This is a genomic window from Carnobacterium iners, from assembly GCF_900177385.1.
GTDB lineage: Bacteria > Bacillota > Bacilli > Lactobacillales > Carnobacteriaceae > Carnobacterium_A > Carnobacterium_A iners.
The window spans coordinates 1,086,665-1,103,072 of sequence record NZ_FXBJ01000002.1 but is presented as its reverse complement, the minus strand read 5'-3'; the positions used below and the strand labels follow the sequence as shown (position 1 = coordinate 1,103,072).

Here is a 16,408-nt window from a genome sequence, read left to right as displayed (position 1 = left end):
CTACTAAATAGAGACGATACGATTTTCTTAGTTAACATCTATTAGAAATCGCCTGTTCTTTCTTGATAAGTCTGTAATTCATACATATCAAAATAGGCTCCTTTTTTATTAATTAATTCATCATGACTACCTTGCTCAACAATTTCACCGTTGTTCAATACTATAATTTTATTAGCATCTTTAATTGTCGACAAGCGATGAGCGATAATCAGTGATGTTCGATTTTTACGCATATTGGCTAGCCCTTTTTGAATCTTTCCTTCTGTTTCTGTATCAATGTTGGCTGTTGCTTCATCTAAGATTAGAATCCGTGGCGACCGTAAAATCGTTCTAGCAAAACTAATCAACTGCTTTTCACCAGCAGATAAGCTTGCCCCTCGTTCAATCACTTTTGATGCATAGCCTTGTTCCATTTCAGAGATAAAGTCATCGGCATAAACAAATTCTGCCGCATGTTTGACTTCTTCGTCTGTATAGGAAGCATCGTACATCCGAATATTATCCGCGATATTTCCATAAAACAAGAAACTATCTTGTAACACTAATCCCATTTCGCTTCTTAGTCCTTCTATCGACATGTCCTTCAAGGAATGACCATCAATAGTAATTTCACCTTGATTGTATTCATAAAAACGCATTAATACATTGATAATAGAACTTTTTCCTGACCCCGTTTGACCAACCAAAGCAACCGTTTGACCGGGTTCTACTTCGAAACTAATGTTACGTAAAACTTGTTTTTTTCCATCATATGAAAAACTCAGATTTTTAACTTGAATATGCCCATTTGTAATTAATTCGTTTTTTTCTTGTATCGATTGAGGGGCAAGTTCATCACTTTCCAATAATTCTTGAACACGATGCCCAGCAACAATTCCATCTTGTAGAGAACTTAAACTATTCATCATTTGGCTAATCGGTTGAAAGAACGAACGTGAATAGGCCGTAAATGCATATACTAGTCCAATATCGACGGCATTTGAGCTCCAATCTTGATACCCAAAAATAAGCAACACCATCACTAGAGCAAGTGCTTCAATTACGTGAATTGCTGGTGCTAACAATAGAGCGTTCATGCTATACATTGAACGGCGAGAGGCTACGTACTCTTGATTAATTTCATCAAATTCTGCTATAAAATTCTTTTCTTGGTGGTATTTTTGAATAATACTCATGCCACTAATCGATTCGCTTAAGCTAGCGTTCAATTGGCCTAATACCATTCTCATCTGACTGTAAATAAGCGTACTTTTCTTACGATAAACGCCTGCCATCCAGAAAATAAACGGAATGAACAAAAGGAAAACCAATGCCATCCGCCAATTTAACGCAAACATCGCAACTGTAATAGCGATAACACTAAACAGTCCATTAGAAATATTCAAAAAGACTGTCCAAAATTCTTTAATCGTTTCTGTGTCATTTGTTACTCTAGAAACAACGGTTCCAGCAGGTGTTTGGTCGAAATACCTCATACCCAATGAACCAACTTTTTCATACAAACTGTTTCGGATATTTCCCACTGTTCTCTCCGACGCAGTATTAAAAAGAAAGTCTTTTCCATAAGAAGAGGCCGCTTTAAGAATCGTTAATACACCATAAAAAGTGACCACACGAATCGTAATCTCCATAGTTGCTGTTCCTTTTGATAAATACGTATCAATGTAGCGCTGAATAATAATTGGCAAGTAAGCTGCAACCGACGAACTCAAGGCTAAAAAGACAAAGGAAACGATAAAAAGAAATTTATGCGGTTTTGCAAAACGCATGAGGGTAAGTAAAACTTGGCCTGATTCTTTAGTAGAAAAGGCTGTTTGTTTTTGTGTAGTCATTACATTCCCTCCCCGTCTAATTTTTTCTCAAGCTGTTGTTTTTGATACATATCATTGTACCAACCGTTTATTCCGATTAGTTGTTGATGAGTTCCACGTTCGCTCATTTTGCCTTTTTTCATTACAATAATTTCATCTGCATGCATAATAGAACTGATCCGGTGAGCAGAAATAATCGTCGTTTTATGACGTCTTTCTTGTTTTAATAAACTTAAAATCGTTTCTTCCGTTTGTGCATCTACTGCTGAAAGAGAATCATCTAGAATCAAACATTCTGGTTCGACAGCTAACGCTCTAGCGATAGCGATTCGTTGTTTTTGTCCGCCAGATAAAGAAACGCCTCGTTCGCCAACTTTTGTATCATAGCCTTCAGGAAATTCTAAAATATCTTCATGGATATTAGCTAGTATTGCATACTTCTCAACTTCTTCTTGAGATAATGTTGGATTGCCGAATCGAATATTCTCGCGAATCGTTGTTGAAAATAAAAAGTTTTCTTGTGGGACAATAGCAATACCCTTTTTCAATGATTCTAGGGCATAGTCTTTTATATTAATATTATTATATGAAATCGCACCATCATACTGATCATAATCACGCAACAATAATTTGTATAAAGTGCTTTTTCCAGAACCTGTTCTGCCAACAACTCCTAACATTTTTCCTTTTTCTAGTTGAAAAGAAATATTCGTCAAAGCAGGATGCACATCATCTGGGTAAGTAAATGACTGAATAGCAAAGTCAATGTCGCCATCTAGTGATTGATCATAAGCATTTGTCGTTTCCACAATCGAAGGAGTATAGGCTAACAAATTTTCTACTCGATCATAAGCAGCACTGCCGCGTTCTAATGTATTAATTAGGCCCCCTACAGCTAATAAAGGCCATTGCATCATACCGATGTAACTGATAAAAGCAACTAAATCTCCAATAGAAATACGCCCCGTTTGCACGTAATTCCCACCAACTAACAAGGCAATTACATAGGTTAACCCCATAATAATTTCAATGCTTGGGCTCAAAGCGGCTTTTAATTTATAAACGCGTTGATTTTTATCTACTACTTTTTGTGTTTCTTCTTTGAATGCTACAAAATCTTCTTTTTCTTCACCGAATGTCTTAAGGACTTTTATCCCGGTAACACTTTCTTGGACATGATTATTCATTGAAGAAAAAGCTTGTAGTGCGCCGCGGTAACGGGCATGAATCATTTTCCCTAAATATGTTGAAACAATAATCAAAATCGGTAAGGGTAAGATAGAAAAAAGAGTTAACTTCCAGTCAATGAAAACGAACATTGAAAAGAGCGTAATTCCACCTAATGATAAAGCATCTGTTAAGGTTAGAACGCCATCGGCTGCAACAAAACGAATCGCTGCTAAATCATTGGTAGCATGAGCCATCAAATCTCCAGTACGGTATTTTTGATAAAACTCTGCATCCATACGAGTAAAAAATGTAAATAAACGATTGCGTAACAAGGACTCAATCAATGTCGAGTTGCCGAATAGTGCCATCCTCCAACCGTATCGTAAAGCATACATTACGAGCGAGAAAACAAGAATAAGAGAAACAAAAAAAAGTAATATCTCCCAATTTAGCGTTCCTGCTATAAAGTGGTCAATAATGGTACCAATAATAATTGGATTTAGGACTTGTAAAATAGCACAAATAATTAAAGCAACTACACCAAACGTATAACTTTTCCAGCGTAGCTTAAAAAACCAACCATATTTCTTAAACGTATCAAACATTTATTTCATTCCTTTCGATTTATCCTTCATAAAGCTATATAGGATTTCTTCTTTTTTCCATAAAAAAAACAAATAGAATAAAAACTTCCTATTTGCTTTTAATAAGAGCTCGTTGCATTATTTTATTTTTTAGCCAATGGCTGTGGTTCTTACTGAAGCAATTTTAATTGTCTCTGTTACTAATTGATCCATTTTCATTTCATTTAACGAATAATGATGCCACGTTCCTGTTTTTTCTACGGTCACTAGACCCGCATCTACTAAAACTTTTATGTGATGAGATAAAGTTGGCTGTGTGAAATCAAATTGCTCCAGAATATCGCAAGCGCATAGTGCTCCATAAGAAAGCATGTCTATTATTTTAACACGTTTCGGATCAGATAAGGCCTTCATTACTTTTGCATAAGCTTCGTAGTCCATACTCATCCCTCTTTTCACTTCATTTTACTATTATCCTAATATAGATGATATTCTATCTATCTGCAACTCTTTTAGCTTATTCTACACTTATTTTTATTTTTTTGTTTTTTCATAGGGTTTGAACAACAGCTTATAGTCTTCAGTCAACAGTAGTGCAGCCGAAAAAGTTTGCCCATCTTTTTTCTTAAAGCCTTTTAATACTTGTGTTTCTTTCGTACGAATCAAATTTTTAATCGTTGCTTCAGATAATCCTTTTCCAACATACCATTTAGGAAGTGTAAAGGTACAACCATTACTATACCCACTACAACCATACAGTTTCCCTTTATCTATTATCGATTGTCCACAAATCGGGCATTGAGCAATCTTTTGCTTCGTTTGATTGGTATTAGTGTGATACGTCGACCAATCCTTCTTTTCAATTACTTGGGTACTTGAACTGAGTGTATGACGAATAAATTTTTGAATCGTAGCTAAGAAAGCTTCTTGAGTGCCTTCTTCATTTTTTATTTTCTTTAAATAAGTCTCCCACTTAGCTGTCATCTCGGGACTGCTTAGTAAGGTATCTGCTACGGCTTGGCAAAGTATGGTGCCTTTTTGGGTAACACTCACTTCATTTTTTTGACTGACGATATAATGCTGCTTCTTAAGCGTTTCGATGACATTCGCTCTAGTTGCTTCTGTCCCTATGCCTTCTGTTGTTTTTAATATCTCTTTTTCTTCTTTGTTTTCTAATTCTTTGCCACATGTTTTCATTGCGGTAATCAACGTTCCTTCTGTATAAAGCTTTGGTGGTGTAGTAAACCCTTCTGAAGTAAATAAATCTGCTTCAACCGCTTCATTTTTTTGCACTAAAGGCAACTCTGTTGGTTCTTTTTTTTCTGAACTTTTACTAGTCGAATATTCTAATTTACGCCAGCCTTTGTCGATAATAGTTCTACCTTTACTCGTAAACGGTAATCCTTTAATATCGACTATAATCGTTGTTTCATCATACTTAAAGTCTGTTTCAAACATTGCTAATGTTCGCTTTAAGATGGTAAAATAGATATTTTTTTGATTACTAGTCAGCTTGGCTAGTTCTTTTTGCGTTGGTATTTTTTTAGTCGGGATAAGCGCGTAATGCTCTTGGACTTTTGATCCATCAACATAGCGTTTTCGTTTACTTGTATTCGGTTGCTTGATTGTGTAGTCCAATATGCTTTGATAGTCCGCTATTCTTTCGACAAGGTAATGAAACTCTGAATCAGTAATATGACGACAATCACTTCGTGGATAACTTACTAGTTTAGCTTCATAAAGGGTCTGAACGTGTTTTAATGTATCTGATGGACTTATTTTGTATTTTTTATTTATCAAACTTTGTAAATCGCTTAATGAAAATAAAAGTGGGGAAGGTTGCGAAATATGCTTCATTTCAACACTAGAAATCACTCCATGATTATTAGGGAGTAAATGATGCTTTTTTATTAACTCTTGTAAGTCTTTTTTTGTAGCGAATTTTTTATTGTATTTAGCTTTAAACGCTCCATTTTCTGCTTTTATATTCGCATACATTTCGAAAAATGCTTCTGGAATAAATTCTTCTCTTTCTTTTTGTCGACTATAAATCATATAAAGTGTTGGTGTTTGGACACGGCCTACACTAAATACTCCTTCATTAATGCCTTTTTTCTGTAAAGAGAGTGTGTACATCCGGGATAAATTAATGCCTACTAACCAGTCGCTAATTTGTCTGGTTTGGGCTTCAATATAAGTAGAATAGAATTCTTTTCCGTCTCTTAAATCAGAGAATCCTTTTTGTATTTCCTCTGATTCGAGTGAATTAATCCATAACCGCTTGATTTCTTTATTGCCGACTTTTGCTTGATTGATAATTGAACGAGCAATACTCTCGCCTTCTCGATCGCTATCAGTGGCAATAACAATACGGTCAGCTTCTCTCAATAATTTTTTTATCACATTAAATTGTTTTGCTTTTCCTGATCCTACTTTAAATTTAAAGGTCTCTGGAATAATCGGTAATTCTTTCATACTCCACTTTTTCCATTCTTCTTTGTAATCTTCTGGCGAAGCTAATTCAACTAAATGGCCAAAACCCCAAGTGATCATTGTATTAGACGAGTTTAATATGATGTAGCCATCTTTTTGTGAAAATTTCCCAAAAGATTCAGCGTACGCTTTTGCTTGAGAAGGTTTCTCTGCAAGGATTAATGTCATTCCCATTGCTTATTCGTCTCCTTTTAATTTTTTAGTATAGACTTAGATTTATTTCCATTTAAAATCCTGTTTAGTCATCAAAGGATTTATTTTTGGCTTTCTATTCTTTTTAGTTCTATAGTCTGTATAATGAATATATAACCAAGTATCGACTTTATTTGGCTGGTAGATTTCTATTTTACCATTTTTTCTACTACTTTTTAGCTTTGATTACTAGTATTTTTGTCAACCCTCTGACAAGCTTACATTATTTAATCAAAAGAATTCTTTTTGATTTTTTTGGCGCTCATGTTTTAGAAAACTAGTCTTAATAGATTTATGTTTCTCGCCTCCTATTCTCTCAAATATTACGCGAAAGTAGACGTTATTCACTTTTATTGTTCATTTTAAAAAAGGATGTGCTCGCATGATTTTTCAATTTAAAATTGCTTTGCTTGATGTAGGGGTTCCAGTATGGCGAAGAGTCCAAGTAAATAGCCATTCGACTTTTCAAGAATTACACGAAGTTATTCAAGTTAGTTTTGATTGGTATGATTCTCATCTCCACAATTTTTCTATCCGAAAATCTAATGGGGAAAAGATTCAACATGTTTCTATTGAACCGGATAATGAATTCCAAGGATCTGATTCAGATGATGGTTGGGGAGAGTTTTTTATCTCCATTGAAAAGTTGAGTGAAGGAGAGACTCTCGATAATTGGTTTAAAAAAGAAAAGGATCGAATTATTTATACCTATGATTTTGGTGACGACTGGGAACATGAGATTGTGTTAGAGAAAATTTTAGAACCCGACCCGACTATTTATTACCCTATTTGCTTGAAGGCAAAAAATGATGCGCCAGAAGAAAATAGCCGTGGTGAACTATTAGAGAATGATTCCTTCTTAATTAACCCAGATGCAAAAGATATTGTTGGAGATATCAATGATCTCTTAGGTGAAAACTTTTTCACTTCCGACACAGATTGATTCGCAATCTTAAAGTGATTGGCATACGCTCAATCTATTTTCTTATCGATTGTAAGATTATTAAGTAGGTCTCATTAAGATAAAAGATTTAAAAAACAGTCACCACTTCCGTTTTATCGGTAGTGATGACTGTTTTTTATTAAGTTCAGTTTAGTCTTTTTTGGTTAACTGAGTTAAATGAAATTCTAAATGTTCCTCGATAAAAGTCGCTATCGTATAGTAACTATGGTCGTGCCCTTTTTGCATACGAAGTGTCAGTGGATAATCCTTTTCTTTTGCAACCTCAACCAATTTATCTGGTTGCAATTGTTTTTCATAAAAGTTATCAGCCTCTCCTTGATCAATTAGAATCGGAATTTTTTTACCACTAGCTATTTTCATTAAGGCTAGTGCATCCCAGGCTAGCCAATCTTTTTTATCGTCACCTAGATATTCACCAAAAGCTTTTATACCCCAAGGGACTTGACTAGGATTAACAATCGGTGCAAAAGCAGATATCGATTGGAATCGTTCTGGATTGCGTAGACCAATGATTAAAGCCCCATGTCCGCCCATTGAATGACCAGAAATAAACTCTTTGCCTATCAAATTTAATTGCTCATGGGCAATAGTTGATAATTCTTTTATAACATAATCATACATATTGTAATTCTTTGACCAAGGTTCTTGGGTTGCATTAAGATAAAAACCTGCCCCTTGTCCCAAATCATAGTCTTTTGAATCAGCGATACTTTCTCCTCTTGGGCTCGTATCTGGCATAATCATAGCTACACCTAATTTTGCCGCTGCTTTTTGTGCGCCCGCTTTGTGTGTGAAGTTATCATCCGTACACGTTAAGCCTGATAACCACCAAAACAAAGGTGGATTAGGAAACTTTTCTTTATCTGGCAAAAATAAACTAAACGTCATCGGACAACATAGCGTAGTTGAATCATGACGGTATTTGTATTGTACTCCATCAAAACTAACGTGTTCTTCAAGCAGTTCTAACTCTTGCATTCTTCTTTTCCTCCTCTAGTTCACTTTGACAGAATAGTTTAATGGTAAGAAAGTACTGTTCGGATTGACTCACCCTTATGCAATAAGTCAAACGCTTCATTAATTTTGTCAAACGGCAATGTATGTGTGATGAATGGATCTAATTGAATTTCGCCGCTCATCGCTTCCTCGACCATTCCTGGTAATTGTGTACGGCCTTTTACTCCGCCAAATGCAGAACCGCGCCATACTCGTCCAGTAACCAGTTGGAAGGGTCTCGTGCTAATTTCTTCTCCAGCTCCAGCCACACCAATAATGACACTTTCTCCCCAACCTTTATGGCAACATTCTAGTGCTGAGCGCATCACGTTTACGTTCCCAATACATTCAAAGCTATAGTCTACTCCGCCATCCGTCATTTCAACAATCACTTCTTGGATTGGGCGATTGTATTCTTTTGGATTAACAAAATCTGTTGCACCTAATTCTTTAGCCAATTCAAATTTATCTGGATTTGTATCAATCACAATAATACGTCCAGCTTTTTGTTTAACGGCTCCTTGAATAACCGCTAAACCAATTGCGCCTAAACCAAAAATAGCAATTGTATCTCCTTTTGTTACCTTAGCTGCATTCGTTACTGCACCTATTCCAGTTGTTACCCCACAACCTAATAAACAAACTTTTTCCAATGGTGCTTCTGGATTCACTTTTGCTAAAGAAATTTCAGCAACAACCGTGTATTCACTAAACGTGCTTGTTCCCATGTAATGATAAATCGGTTCGCCTTTATATGAAAAACGAGTTGTTCCATCAGGCATTAGACCTTTGCCTTGTGTCTCGCGGATAGCTTGACAGAGATTTGTTTTTCCTGACAAGCAGAATTTACACTTGCCGCATTCAGGTGTGTATAAAGGAATCACATGGTCTCCTGGTTCAACAGAAGTTACACCTTCTCCAACTTCTACAACAATTCCACCGCCTTCATGGCCTAATACTGCTGGAAAAACACCTTCTGGATCTGTACCAGATAAGGTATACGCGTCTGTATGACAAACAGCCGTATCCGTAATTTTAACTAGTACTTCCCCTTTTTTAGGACCTTCTACATCTATCTCTACTATTTCAAGAGGTTGTCCTGGTCCAAAAGCTACTGCTGCACGTGATTTCATTTTATTAATCTCCTTTTATGGTTGTTTTTATTTTTACTGTTCCATTTTATTGATGAATTCTAAAAATATCTGTAAATAAATCATACCATGTCTATGGTATTGCGACAACTTGATTGCTTTTCACTAACTAATTAAAATCAGACTAAAGCCGGTAGAAAATCTATGTGTAAATGGTATACTGTTTACCGATAAGACAAAGAGTAAGAAAGAGAAAGAGGCGAGAAAAATGAGAAATATTCGATTGAAATTCCAGAAATTCATGATTGGAAGATACGGCATGGATAAATTTTCAACTTTTTTATTGTATGTAGGATTAGCATTTGTTTTTCTAATTAACCTGTTTAACCTACCATTTGGTGGATTAATCGGGTGGATAGCGATTGTAATAAGTTACCTTCGTGCGTTATCTAAAAATCGCCCAAAACGATATATCGAAAATCAAAAATATTTAACCCTTAGTCGTCGTTGGAAACAAAAATTTAATCAATTGCGCAATAAATTTTATCAGCGTAAACAATACAAATACATGGCTTGTCCTAATTGTAAAAAGAAACTACGCGTTCCGCGAAAAAAAGGAAAAATAAAAATTACTTGTCCACATTGTAAGGAAAAGTTTATTAAAAAGACGTAACTACTTAATTCTGTTATTAATAACAATTACGTTATCTAAGAGGATACCTATGAAAAATTTCATCTCACGAATAGAGCTGGTTAAGAAGTTTTCTGGTACTAGTGACTTACTTATACTAGATGCTCGTGCAGAACTAGCCGATTCCTCTGAGGAATGGAAACTTTTTGAAGCAAATTATCTTAAATAAGCTCAATTCGTTTCGATGGAAGGGACTATGACCGGTAAATTTAGTAAACATGGTGGTCGACATCCGACACCCAATATGGAAACTTTTATTGAAGTAATGAAAAAATTAATATAAAAAATTCATCACTAATTGTTATTTACGATGATGGAAGTTTGGCTATGGCAGGAAGACTTTGGTGGTTGTTAAAATGCGCAGGTAAAGATAACGTCTATTTATTAAAAGGCGGTATAAAAAAATGGTTGGAAAACAATTTAGCCGTAACAACTCTTATAACAGAGCCAGTGGTTTCTGATTTTTCAAGCTTAAAACTCAATCATTTTATTCTTGCTAGTAATAATGATGTGAAAAAAAGCTAAACACTTAACGGACATCACTGTCGCAGACTCTAGAACTTATGAGCGCTACTCTGGTCAAGTAGAACCTTTGGATGCCAGACCAGGACATATTCCTAGTGTATTCAATTATCCTTGGACAAACTTGGTTGATGATAGACACTTAATGAATAAAAAAAATTAAAAAAAGATTTAAGCCTCTTCACAATTACAAAGAAGTCATTGTTCATTGTGGATCTGGCACAACAGGCATGGTTAATATCCTTTTTGTGGAAGAAATTAGTTTGAAGCAAAAACTTTATCTAATTGGATATAGCGATTGGGTTAGCTATGAATGGCTTAATGTCATAAAAGAATAGTTTCTGAATACGCAAATAACACTTAATTATTTAGCGTAGATAAAAAACGTTGATTATAAAAATATAATCAACGTTTTTTTGAATGAAACTTTATCTCTATTTCTCATTTAACATAACCGTAACTTATTATGTTTTTAGAATAGAAAGATATCTAACATAGCTTGTATAATCTCCATCAAGATCTGTAGGCAAATACATCCCACTATTCATTAATTCATCACCACCAACTAATGTTTCTTCACCCTCAAAATAATAGTTTTTATTGGTATCTAATCCATATAATTTCACTATTTTTAGTGGTTCTGAAGCTTGTTTTAGAATCCTGTAGTAAAAGAAAAGTGCTTCACTTTTATCTTTTGAAACAAACATCCAAGAACAATCATTTCCGTCAAAAGGACTTAGCATTCGATAAAAATCCCCAAATTGGATAAGAGAACGATGCTTTTTGTAAAATTTCACTTGCTCAGCAATTTGTCTTTTTTCCTCTTCTTTAATATTAAGCACGTTTAATTCATAACCTAAATTCCCAGCCATAGCAGTATCCCCTCTCATTTTTAAAGAGGTTTCTCTTCCTACTTGATGGTTTGGAGAGGAAGATACGTGGGCACCCATAGTTATAATTGGATAAACTAAACTTGTTCCATATTGAATACTTAGCCTAGAAATAGGATCTGTATTATCACTTGTCCAAGTTTGGGGCATATAATAAAGCATTCCTGGATCAAATCTTCCTCCTCCACCCGAACAACCTTCGAATAACACAGATGGGAATTTTGAAACAAGCCTTTCTAATAAATCATATAGCCCTAGCATATATCGATGATAAATTTCTCCTTGTTGCTCATTAGTGTACTTTATAGAAAAAGCTTCTGTTATATGTCTGTTCATATCCCATTTTACATAGTCCACTTGAGATTGAGTGAAAACAGCCGTTAATGTTGCTTCAATATGGTCTCGAACATCAGCACGACTAAAGTCTAGAACGTATTGGCTCCTTCCTAATGATTTCCCGCGTCCTTCTACTTGTAAGCACCAATCAGGGTGTTGATGGTAAAGATCACTTTTCTTTGAAATCATCTCTGGTTCTACCCAGATACCAAATTTCATATGTTTAGATTTCACTTTTTCTGAAAAGCTATTTATCCCATTAGGAAATTTATTTTTGTTTACAACCCAATCTCCAAGAGATTCCTTATCTGAGTTTCTAGTCCCAAACCACCCATCATCTAAAACAAATAGTTCAATACCTAATGTACTTGCTTCATCTACTATTTCTAGTAATGAATCTTCATCATAGTCAAAATAAGTTGCTTCCCAGTTATTTATTAATATTGGACGTTCTAAGTTTTGATTTTTACCCCTTAGTAAATGATTACGGTAAAAAGAATGATACTGTTGTGACATACCATTTAATCCATTTCCAGAATATACCATTACTACTTCTGGCGTTTGGAAAGACTCGCCTGCTGCCAAATTCCAAGTAAATTGGAATGGATTAATACCAAAATTAAGACGTAGTTGATTGTAAGCATCATTTTGGATTTCTGCAGCAAAGTTTCCACTATACACTAAACTAAAACCATATACTTCTCCATGATTTTCATTTGTGTTAGAATCTAAAATCGCAAAAAAGGGATTTTGCTGATGACTACTTGCGCCCCTTTTACTATCAATTAATTTTATTCCTGGTTGAATAGTCTCTCGTGTTAATTGCGTCTCTCTAGCCCAAGTACCATTTAAATGGATTAACTCGTAATCAGCATTAGGCAGATCTAAACTCATGCTCATTATTTTTTCTATTTTCATATTGTCTAAACTATGATTAACAACTTCTGAAGATTTCACAAGGACAGCATAGTTTTCGAACGTTGTATACTTTAAAACGATTTCTAATTGAGCTAATGTGTCTTCTATAGTAATCTCTAACGTTTCACACTCTTTTTCTTTACCATTAGTTTGTGGTAATCCTTTTAGTGGTTTTTTGCCAGAAGTAATAGTATGAGATTTATAGCGAAAATCATTAATAGAAGATCCATCTTTAGACCTAAATATAAACGCTGGTTCTCTGAAATCTCCACTCCCAAAGCTAGAAAACTCTTGCGGCAGAGTGTCTAATGAAAAGAGACGATTTTCAGAATTATGCATATTGGGAGAAAAGGAACGGTCAATTCGAGGATAATCTCTTATATATGATAGATTTCGAATTTTAGCTCCATAATAATTGAGTGATAAAATATTATTTTCTTCTATTGTCATAATGTAACTGTAGTATTTATTTTGAATGTGGAACATACGGCGTTCCTGATTAAACATAATGGTCATATCATTCACCTCTCTAAGTTTATCTAATTTAAAAAATGAATAGTAGCTATTTTTCTATTTAACAAAGGACACTTTATTTAACTGAACCGAGCATACCTGCAACAAACTGTTTTTGTAAGATGAAGAAAATAGTAGCTGTAGGAATTGTTGCTATAACAATTGCCAGCATAATTACTCCATAATCAGGTGAATAACTTGAACCTAAATTAGAAATTAATAATGGAATGGTTTTATTTTCAGGAGATTGTAAAACAACTAATGGCCATAAATAATTATTCCAACTATTCATGAATGTTATGATTGCAGCAGCTGCATAAGTTGTCTTCATAGTTGGAATATAAATCTTGAAAAAACAACCTAATTCAGTTAGACCATCTATTCTACCGGCTTCAAGTAATTCTTTGGGAAACATTTTAGTGTTTTGTCGAAAGAAGAATACAAGGAAAGCCGTTGTAAGGTATGGAATATAGGCAGAAGCTAATGTATCTATACCAATCGACGGAAAGTACTGAGAAATCTTACCAAACATCTGAAATAGTGGAATCATTATTGCTGCAAAAGGAATCATCATCGATAATAGCAAGATTTTGAATACAATTTCTTTTCCTTTACTTTTGTGTATTTCAAATCCATACCCTGCTAGCGAAGCAAGTAAGACAGATAAAAATGTCTGTGCAAAAGAAATAATTGTTGAATTTTTTAATGCAGTTCCTAATTCAACTGTATTAATTAAATTTTTAAAGTTTTCAATTAAATTAGTACCAGGTAGTAAACTTCCATTCGTTACATCTATGGAAGTATTTGTAGCACTAACTATCAAAAAATAAAATGGAAAAGCAAAAATAATACTCATGATAACTAAGAATATATATATAGAAATTTTATTTAGTTTAGTCACGGTCAGTACCTCCTAATTTAAATTGGATGATTGAAAATATAATGACTAATATTACGATAGCATAAGAAACAGCTGCAGCATAACCAAAGTCAGGAGTATACTTAAACGAAAGGTTATAAATATATTGTGAGATAGTTGTTGTAGCATTTCCGGGTCCCCCACTTGTAATGTTCATAGGCTCATCGAATAATTGTAATGTCCCTATCGTAGATGTTACTGAAGTAAATAAAATAACAGGCTTTAATAGAGGAACCGTGATTTTGAAAAATTGTTGTCTACTTGAAGCACCATCAATTCGTGCCGCTTCATAGATTTCTGGACTAATATTTTGAATAGCAGATAAAAAGAAAATCATATTATATCCAGTCCAACGCCAAGTAATTGCTAAAATAATCAGAACTTTTGCCCAAAATGGATCGGCCAACCAGAGAACTGGATCATCAATTAGGGATAAACTCATTAGTAATTTATTTACGATTCCGTTATTACTAAAAAGATATTTGAAAATAATAGAATAAGCTACTAATGATGTTACGGAAGGTAGAAAAACTATCATTCTAAAGAGCCCTTTCCATTTCAACGTTTTTTTATTCAATAATGTTGAAAAGAAAATTGCCAAAAGTACCATAACTGGTACTTGAAATATTAAGAATAACAGAGTGTTTTTTGTGGCTGTTAAAAACGTAGAATCTTGAAATAATCGCTTATAATTATCTAAACCAACATACTTCAAATTTGTGCCTGTACCCGATTGAAAAGAAAGTAAAAATGACTGAATCATTGGATAAAAATAAAACAACCCTATCGCACCCATTGAAAAGATGACAAACGCCCAGCCAATTATATCTCTATTTCTTTTTAATTTATTTTTTTTTACTTTTTTACTTGACTTTATCTTCGATAACCCACTAGTCATTCTTTTTTCTCCCTTCATAAGAAAATCCTAGAAACTTTCTCAAATGATTAAAGTTCTAATCAAAGAAACAAATTTCTAGGATATTCGCTCCTATTTGTTATTTAATTTGTGATTCTGCTTGAGATTGAGCATCATCTAAAACTTTGTCTAAATCTCCACCAGTTAGATATTCTTGCATAGCTACGACGAGAACATCCTCAACAGCATATGTGTTCTGTCCAAAATTAACTTCTGGAATTTCTCCTACCCATTCAGAAAAATCTGCGTATACTTTTTGTCCGCTGAAGAATTCATCTTCTACTTGATAAGCTTCTTCTGAGGTCGCAGGTTGATACGTTCCAATAGCGCCAATTTCTGAGATTAATTCTTGATATAATTCAGTATTTGAACCAAATGTATCAACTAAAAATTTAGCAGCTTGTTCTTTTCCATCAACATTTAGTACATACCATGATGATCCACCTAAATTAGATGCATTTATTGAACCTTCGACATCTTGTCTAGGATAAGATACTACTTCCCAGTTTCCTGATTGATCCTCAGCAGCTTTGATAGAAGGTGTAATCCAGTTTCCTGTAGGAACAGTTGCAACATTCCCACTATTAAATTGCTCTAGGAACTGACTCCAGTCGTTATGGACATTCATAATTCCAGCGTCCATTAGCTCTTTGTAATTTTCAAATGCTATTTTTAGAGGTTCATTTCCTGCAATAAATGGTGTAACTCCATCTTCTTTTGTATACCATGATCCACTTGATTGAATCATAGTTCTAATTATCCCTAAATCATTGTGGTCACTTGTTAACATCTTGACACCAGTTTTTTCTTCTATCTTTTTACCCATTTCAATATATTCATCCCACGAGATGTCAGTAAAGTCTTCAGCTGTAAAACCTGCTTCATCTAAAATATCTGTACGAAGATATAATCCTGTTACTCCAGAATCAAATGGGACAGAATAAGCTTCTTCTCCAACCGTTCCGGCAGCAACTTTATAGCCTGCAAATTCATCTGCTTTCAATAAGTCTGTAACTGGATAAAAAGCATCAGGATACGCTTCTAAGAAACTTTGAGCGCGATAATCTTCAATTAATACAATATTAGGCATACCTTTCGTTGTTCCTGAGCTCAAACTAGTATTTAGTTTTTGAACAATATCATCTTGTGCATTTTCAATAACATTAAGATTAAAGTCTGAATTATCTTTTGTGTACTGCTCATTAGCTAAGTCTAATGCTTTTATATTAAAAGCTGGATCCCACGCCCACGCTGTAATCTCACCTGTTTCATTCGTACTTCCTTTATCAGAAGAACCTGATTCTTCTGACTCGTTTCCCGAACACCCAACTAACATGACTGAAGCTGCTAAAAATAACCACGGTTTAATATTTTTCATTATAAAAACCTCCTATTTTTTTAT

The 16,408-nt window shown here is 34.4% G+C and carries 14 protein-coding genes; 4 read left to right on the top strand and 10 right to left on the bottom strand.

What is annotated here, in order from left to right; translation table 11 throughout:
* Positions 1–41: 41 nt before the first annotated feature.
* The 4 genes from B9Y54_RS05385 to B9Y54_RS05370 all read right to left on the bottom strand — a co-directional run bounded on the left by B9Y54_RS05385 (position 42) and on the right by B9Y54_RS05370 (position 6,232).
* Positions 42–1,832, bottom strand: a complete 1,791-nt coding sequence (locus tag B9Y54_RS05385; protein WP_085559312.1) for an ABC transporter ATP-binding protein — start codon at positions 1,830–1,832, stop codon at positions 42–44.
* Entirely contained in the window at positions 1,832–3,586 is a 1,755-nt protein-coding gene (locus B9Y54_RS05380; RefSeq protein WP_085559311.1) for an ABC transporter ATP-binding protein, read from the bottom strand. Before B9Y54_RS05380 ends, B9Y54_RS05385 begins: the two co-directional genes overlap by 1 nt.
* A 129-nt stretch (positions 3,587–3,715) precedes the next feature.
* Complete coding sequence (locus B9Y54_RS05375; protein WP_085559310.1) at positions 3,716–4,006, bottom strand: ArsR/SmtB family transcription factor; 291 nt, start codon at positions 4,004–4,006, stop codon at positions 3,716–3,718.
* Positions 4,007–4,099: 93 nt separating this feature from the next.
* Positions 4,100–6,232, bottom strand: coding sequence for a type IA DNA topoisomerase (locus B9Y54_RS05370; protein ID WP_085559309.1), 2,133 nt, complete (start codon positions 6,230–6,232; stop codon positions 4,100–4,102).
* 400 nt (positions 6,233–6,632) lie between these two features.
* On the opposite strand from B9Y54_RS05370, the gene B9Y54_RS05365 reads away from it, so the two are divergent.
* Positions 6,633–7,193, top strand: a complete 561-nt coding sequence (locus B9Y54_RS05365) for a plasmid pRiA4b ORF-3 family protein (RefSeq protein WP_085559308.1) — start codon at positions 6,633–6,635, stop codon at positions 7,191–7,193.
* A 150-nt stretch (positions 7,194–7,343) separates the two neighbouring features.
* On the opposite strand, the gene fghA is transcribed toward B9Y54_RS05365, so the two are convergent.
* A complete protein-coding gene (fghA, locus tag B9Y54_RS05360; RefSeq protein WP_085559307.1) occupies positions 7,344–8,192 on the bottom strand; it encodes an S-formylglutathione hydrolase in 849 nt (282 codons plus the stop codon).
* A gap of 38 nt (positions 8,193–8,230) precedes the next feature.
* On the bottom strand, positions 8,231–9,343 hold the full coding sequence (locus B9Y54_RS05355) for an S-(hydroxymethyl)glutathione dehydrogenase/class III alcohol dehydrogenase (protein WP_085559306.1): 1,113 nt from the start codon (positions 9,341–9,343) through the stop codon (positions 8,231–8,233).
* A gap of 226 nt (positions 9,344–9,569) precedes the next feature.
* Here B9Y54_RS05355 and B9Y54_RS05350 point away from each other — a divergent pair, with 226 nt between their 5' ends.
* From B9Y54_RS05350 to B9Y54_RS05345, 3 genes are all read left to right on the top strand, one after another.
* Positions 9,570–9,974, top strand: coding sequence for a zinc ribbon domain-containing protein (locus tag B9Y54_RS05350; RefSeq protein WP_085559305.1), 405 nt, complete (start codon positions 9,570–9,572; stop codon positions 9,972–9,974).
* Between the two features lie 49 nt (positions 9,975–10,023).
* A complete protein-coding gene (locus tag B9Y54_RS12325; RefSeq protein WP_159446060.1) occupies positions 10,024–10,161 on the top strand; it encodes a hypothetical protein in 138 nt (45 codons plus the stop codon).
* Positions 10,162–10,265: 104 nt separating this feature from the next.
* Complete coding sequence (locus B9Y54_RS05345; protein ID WP_085559304.1) at positions 10,266–10,517, top strand: rhodanese-like domain-containing protein; 252 nt, start codon at positions 10,266–10,268, stop codon at positions 10,515–10,517.
* A gap of 461 nt (positions 10,518–10,978) precedes the next feature.
* On the opposite strand, the gene B9Y54_RS05340 is transcribed toward B9Y54_RS05345, so the two are convergent.
* From B9Y54_RS05340 to B9Y54_RS05325, 4 genes are all read right to left on the bottom strand, one after another.
* Positions 10,979–13,174 carry an alpha-galactosidase gene (locus tag B9Y54_RS05340; RefSeq protein WP_085559303.1) on the bottom strand — a complete coding sequence of 732 codons (2,196 nt, stop codon included), beginning with the start codon at positions 13,172–13,174 and terminating at the stop codon, positions 10,979–10,981.
* Positions 13,175–13,247: 73 nt separating this feature from the next.
* Positions 13,248–14,027: a carbohydrate ABC transporter permease gene (locus tag B9Y54_RS05335; protein WP_090004990.1), complete on the bottom strand. Its 780-nt coding sequence runs from the start codon at positions 14,025–14,027 to the stop codon at positions 13,248–13,250.
* Between the two features lie 37 nt (positions 14,028–14,064).
* Positions 14,065–14,886 carry a carbohydrate ABC transporter permease gene (locus tag B9Y54_RS05330; protein WP_234987937.1) on the bottom strand — a complete coding sequence of 274 codons (822 nt, stop codon included), beginning with the start codon at positions 14,884–14,886 and terminating at the stop codon, positions 14,065–14,067.
* A gap of 199 nt (positions 14,887–15,085) precedes the next feature.
* A complete protein-coding gene (locus tag B9Y54_RS05325; protein WP_085559300.1) occupies positions 15,086–16,384 on the bottom strand; it encodes an ABC transporter substrate-binding protein in 1,299 nt (432 codons plus the stop codon).
* Positions 16,385–16,408: the final 24 nt, after the last annotated feature.